This is a genomic window from Mesorhizobium sp. (genome assembly GCF_004962925.1).
In the GTDB taxonomy this organism is placed as follows: Bacteria; Pseudomonadota; Alphaproteobacteria; order Rhizobiales; family Rhizobiaceae; genus Mesorhizobium.
Genome location: NZ_SUEO01000318.1, coordinates 263 through 5,033, shown reverse-complemented (window position 1 = coordinate 5,033; position 4,771 = coordinate 263). Strand labels below are relative to the sequence as shown.

Below are 4,771 nucleotides of genomic sequence, written 5' to 3'. Positions count from 1 at the left end.
CGTTCCCGCCCACCCCCCTCTGTCCTGCCGGACATCTCCCCCGCAAGGGGGGAGATCGGGTGTCGCGTCGGCTTTCGCCAATCTCTAACTTTGCAGAAAGGGCGGTAAGGCCGAAGCTGCCAATCTCCCCCCTTGCGGGGGAGATGTCCGGCAGGACAGAGGGGGGTGTGAAGAAGCTCAACCTGAGAGTTCCTGTGGGGGATGGACATTCCTACCATTTGCGCGATTTGATGCACAGGCGTGTGCCGCACTCTATTTTCTGCACAACGGTTGCGTTTTCGCTCACGTTGCCATTGGCCGCGCAAAGGCGGACAATGCCGCATCACAAATACAGGGAGAGAGATCATGATCGAATACGGTCATTTCATCGGCGGCAAGCGTGTCGCTGGGACCAGCGGTCGCAAGCAGGATGTCATGCAGCCGATGGACGGCACGGTGCGCGGCACGGTGGCGCTGGCTTCGCAGGCGGAACTGCGCGCGGCGGTGGAAAACGCCAAGGCGGCGCAGCCCGGCTGGGCGGCGACCAACCCGCAGCGGCGCGTGCGCGTCTTGATGAAATTCCTCGAACTGATCGCCAAAGAGTATGATTCGCTGGCCGACATTCTGGCGCGCGAGCACGGCAAGACCATCGCCGACGCCAAGGGCGACATCCAGCGCGGGCTGGAGGTGGTCGAGGTCTGCATCGGCGCACCGCATATGATGAAGGGCGAGTTCACCGACGGCGCCGGCCCCGGCATCGACGTCTACTCGATGCGCCAGCCGCTCGGCGTCGTTGCCGGCATCACGCCGTTCAATTTTCCGGCGATGATCCCATTGTGGAAGATCGCGCCGGCTATCGCCTGCGGCAACGCCTTCATCCTGAAGCCTTCGGAGCGCGACCCGGGCGTGCCGATGCGCATCGCCGAGCTGTTCATCGAGGCCGGCCTGCCGGCGGGCATCCTCAACGTCGTCAACGGCGACAAGGACGTGGTCGACGCCGTCCTCGACGACCCCGATATCAAGGCCATCGGCTTCGTCGGCTCGACGCCGATCGCTCACTACATCTATTCACGCGGCACCGCCTCGGGCAAACGGGTGCAGTGCTTTGGCGGCGCCAAGAACCACATGATCATTATGCCCGACGCCGACATGGACCAGACCGTCGACGCGCTGATCGGCGCCGGCTACGGCTCGGCTGGCGAGCGCTGCATGGCGATCTCGGTGGCTGTCCCGGTCGGCAACGACACCGCCAACCGTCTGATGGAAAAGCTGGTGCCGCGTGTCGAAAGCCTGAAAGTCGGCCCGTCGACGGATTCGTCCGCCGATTTCGGCCCGCTGGTGACGGCGCAGGCGCTGGAACGGGTCAAAGGTTATGTCGACACCGGTGTCAAGGAAGGCGCCAAGCTGGTCGTCGACGGCCGCGGCTTTTCCATGCAGGGCTACGAGAACGGCTACTATATGGGCGGCTGCCTGTTCGACAACGTGACCGCCGATATGCGCATTTACAAGGAAGAGATCTTTGGGCCGGTGCTTTCGGTGGTGCGCGCGCCGACGTACGAGAACGCGATTAAGCTCGCCAACGACCACGAAATGGGCAACGGCGTCGCCATCTTCACCCGCGACGGCGATGCGGCCCGCGACTTCGCCTCGAGGGTCCAGGTCGGCATGGTCGGTGTCAATGTGCCGATCCCGGTGCCGATCGCCTACTATACGTTCGGCGGCTGGAAAGCGTCTTCCTTCGGCGACCTCAACCAGCACGGGCCGGATGCGTTCCGGTTCTATACCAAGACGAAAACGGTGACCTCGCGCTGGCCGTCCGGCGTCAAGGACGGCGCCGAATTCGTCATCCCGACGATGAACTAGTCGGCCGACGATGAACTAGTCGGCCGACGATGAACTAGCCGGACGGTTCCGGATCCAGATTGAAGACGAGAAGGCCCGGCTAGAAACCGGGCCTTTTTACTGACCGGTCGCGGTCCATATATTTCTGAACGCTAATGTGATGGAACCGGGCGGGCAGCAGAAGTCTTAACTTGCAATCCTGCCGCGAAGGAGGCGCGGCAGATCAACCAACGGCGCTGGCGACAGCTTCGGGGGCAGGGTCGGCGCAAGGAGGTGTCAGATGACACGTCTTATGGTGACGATACTTTGCGCCGCGGCTGCGGCGTTTTCCGCCGCCCCGGCAATGGCGGCCGAACAATGCGCAGCACGAGCCGACATGATCAAGGCACTCGGCGAGAAGTTCCGTGAAAATCCGACCGCGCTCGGCGTCGTCAATCGGAATGTGATCGTTGAAGTCTTCGTGTCCGATCAGGGCACCTGGACCATCCTTGCCAGCGACACACGCGGTCAAAGCTGCGTGATTTCGGTGGGTGAGGGCTGGGAGAGCGGGCTGACGGCTGCGGCGCTGCCAGGCACCTGAGCGTGGCCCCTTTCTTGCTGCGGCCGCGGTCTCGGCATAGCCGACCTTGAAACGGATCCACAGGCGCCCGCAGCGGGCGCCTGCTTGCGCTTTTTCGTTGCCGACACCATATGTGGAACATAGTGGGAACATCTAGACTGGTCCCCGCTGATGACAGACCGGAACACGGAAAGGAACGACGCGATGGTGATGACGTCGGAACCGGCCTGGATCGCTCCGGCAAAATGAGGCGTCTCCCTTTGCCGGACGTGACGGCAAAGGAGGTGCCGTATGGCACGCAAATCGCTGTTGGGTTGGGTGAAAGCCCTGGTTCTTGCTGGCGCATTGGCGGTGGGTACGAACGCCGCAAGCGCCCAATATCAGTACTGCGTCGAACATGACGATCTCGTCGCTCACCTGACCGAGAAGTTCCAGGAAAGACAGGTTGCATTCGGGCTGATCGGTCAAATGGCGATTATGGAAGTCTTTGTCGCCGAGACCGGGAGCTGGACGATCATCGTCACCGATGTCGCCGGCAGAAGCTGCATCGTCGCGGCGGGCGAACATTGGGAAAACGTGGTGATCCCGGCCGACCAGGACGCATGACGATCAGGACGCATTGATTGGATGAGCGTCTCAGCGCGTGGCGGCCGCCTCAGCGTGGCCGCGCAGCAGCGCCATCAGGCGCTTGGCATCCTTGGCGGCGGCGTCTTCGTCGCCGGCGAGGATCGAGCGGATCAGCGCGACGTGGTGCTCGGCCGATTCGGCGAGCCCGGTTTCGGCCTTGTAGCGGAACCAGAAGCGGCGGCTGTGGGTCTGCAAAGGGGCAGCCAGCCGCGCGGCGAAAGGATTGTCGGCAGCCAGCGCCAGCGCCTCGTCGAGCGCCTTGTCGGCCTGAATGAAGGCTAGCACATTGCCTGATATCACCGCCTTCTGCATAGCCAGTGCCGCATCGTGAAACAGGTCGGCGGCCTCACGGGTGACGAAGCGGGCGGCCGAGCGGGCAAGAACCACCTCGATGCCACGCCGTGCATCGAGCACGCGCAACCAGTCGCCGGGATGGAGCGGGGCAATGGCGATGCCGGCACGGGGCCGGACATCCAGCAGTCCTTCCCAAGCCAGCCGTTGGATCGCCTCGCGCACCGGCGTGCGGCCAAGCCCGAGCCTGTCGATCAGCGCGCCCTCGGTGATGAAGCTTGCAGGCGCCAGTTCGAGCGTCACGATCATGTGCTCGAGCACGCGGTAGGCTTTCGCCGCCACAGGCTCGAATGCCGGGCTTGTTTCATTGAATATCAAAGGCGAGCTCCTGATATATTTCTGATATATCATAGCGAAATCCGTGTTGACAGTCCGTTTCTTAATAAATATACGACTGATATATCAGATGGAGCGACCACCATGTGGACCGGAGTTTTCCCCGCCGTCACGACCAAATTCACCGAGGACGACCGCCTCGATCATGGCGAGATGGAGCGCTGCTTTGCGCTGCAGATGGAGGCGGGCTGCGACGGCATCATTGTCTGCGGCTCGCTCGGCGAGGGGCCGATGCTCTCGCATGACGAGAAGATCGACGTGCTGAAGACCGCGCAGAAGATCGCCGGCAACAAGCCGGTTCTGCTGACGGTCAACGAAGCCGGCACGCGCGAGGCGGCGGCGATCGCGCGCCGCGCCGCCAAGGAGGGCGCCAATGGGCTGATGGTGGTGCCGAGCCCTATCTACCATACCAATGAGGAGGAGACGCTCGCCGCACTGCGCGCTGTCGCCGAGGCCGGCGACCTGCCGGTTATGATCTATTCCAACCGGCTCGCCTACCGCGTCGACGTCACCGTCGACCAGATGGAGGAACTGGCCAAGGACGAGCGCTTTGTCGCCATCAAGGAATCTTCCGACGATATCCGCCGCTCGACCGAAATCATCAATCGCTTCGGCGATCGCTACGACCTGTTCACCGGCGTCGACAATCTGGCGTTCGAGGCGCTGTCGGTCGGCGCCATCGGTTGGGTGGCGGGGCTGGTCACCGCGTTCCCGCGCGAGACGGTCGCCATCTACCAGTTGATGAAGCAGGGCCGCCGTGAGGAGGCGCTGCAAATCTACCGCTGGTTCCGGCCGCTGCTCGACCTCGACGTCTCGACCTATCTGGTGCAGAACATCAAGCTCGCGGAAGTCTTGGCGATCAACACCAACGACCGCGTGCGCATGCCGCGCCAGCCGCTGTCGGGCGAGCGCCGCAAGTTGGTCGAGAAGATCGTCCGGGATGCGCTGGCGGTGCGGCCGAAGCTGCCGACGTTTTGAGGTAGGCTCTTCCCCCGTTCACGGGGAGAAGATGGCGGCAGCCAGATGAGGGGCAGCGCCCACGTGCAAGGAATTTCCAAGTCGCCAAAAGCGGGGCGC

Annotated in this window: 5 protein-coding genes; 4 read left to right on the top strand and 1 reads right to left on the bottom strand. The window is 63.1% G+C overall.

Annotation, left to right across the window (positions count from 1 at the left end):
* The first annotated feature begins 345 nt into the window (after positions 1-345).
* From E5W87_RS33800 to E5W87_RS33790, 3 genes are all read left to right on the top strand, one after another.
* Positions 346-1,842 carry a CoA-acylating methylmalonate-semialdehyde dehydrogenase gene (locus tag E5W87_RS33800; protein WP_292407801.1) on the top strand — a complete coding sequence of 499 codons (1,497 nt, stop codon included), beginning with the start codon at positions 346-348 and terminating at the stop codon, positions 1,840-1,842.
* A 259-nt stretch (positions 1,843-2,101) separates the two neighbouring features.
* The gene (locus tag E5W87_RS33795) at positions 2,102-2,401 is read left to right on the top strand and encodes a hypothetical protein (protein WP_292407800.1); all 300 of its coding nucleotides are present in this window, start codon (positions 2,102-2,104) and stop codon (positions 2,399-2,401) included.
* 270 nt (positions 2,402-2,671) lie between these two features.
* A complete protein-coding gene (locus tag E5W87_RS33790; protein ID WP_292407799.1) occupies positions 2,672-2,986 on the top strand; it encodes a hypothetical protein in 315 nt (104 codons plus the stop codon).
* A 30-nt stretch (positions 2,987-3,016) separates the two neighbouring features.
* On the opposite strand, the gene E5W87_RS33785 is transcribed toward E5W87_RS33790, so the two are convergent.
* The gene (locus E5W87_RS33785; protein ID WP_292407798.1) at positions 3,017-3,709 is read right to left on the bottom strand and encodes a GntR family transcriptional regulator; all 693 of its coding nucleotides are present in this window, start codon (positions 3,707-3,709) and stop codon (positions 3,017-3,019) included.
* Positions 3,710-3,778: 69 nt separating this feature from the next.
* On the opposite strand from E5W87_RS33785, the gene E5W87_RS33780 reads away from it, so the two are divergent.
* Positions 3,779-4,672, top strand: a complete 894-nt coding sequence (locus E5W87_RS33780; RefSeq protein ID WP_292407795.1) for a dihydrodipicolinate synthase family protein — start codon at positions 3,779-3,781, stop codon at positions 4,670-4,672.
* Positions 4,673-4,771: the final 99 nt, after the last annotated feature.

Bases quoted from the DNA above. Each gene is read 5' to 3' on its own strand.
- E5W87_RS33790 (WP_292407799.1), top strand. From the start codon at position 2,672: ATGGCACGCAAATCGCTGTTGGGTTGGGTGAAAGCCCTGGTTCTTGCT.
- E5W87_RS33795 (WP_292407800.1), top strand. From the start codon at position 2,102: ATGACACGTCTTATGGTGACGATACTTTGCGCCGCGGCTGCGGCGTTT.
- E5W87_RS33780 (WP_292407795.1), top strand. From the start codon at position 3,779: ATGTGGACCGGAGTTTTCCCCGCCGTCACGACCAAATTCACCGAGGAC.
- E5W87_RS33800 (WP_292407801.1), top strand. From the start codon at position 346: ATGATCGAATACGGTCATTTCATCGGCGGCAAGCGTGTCGCTGGGACC.
- E5W87_RS33785 (WP_292407798.1), bottom strand. From the start codon at position 3,709: ATGATATATCAGAAATATATCAGGAGCTCGCCTTTGATATTCAATGAA.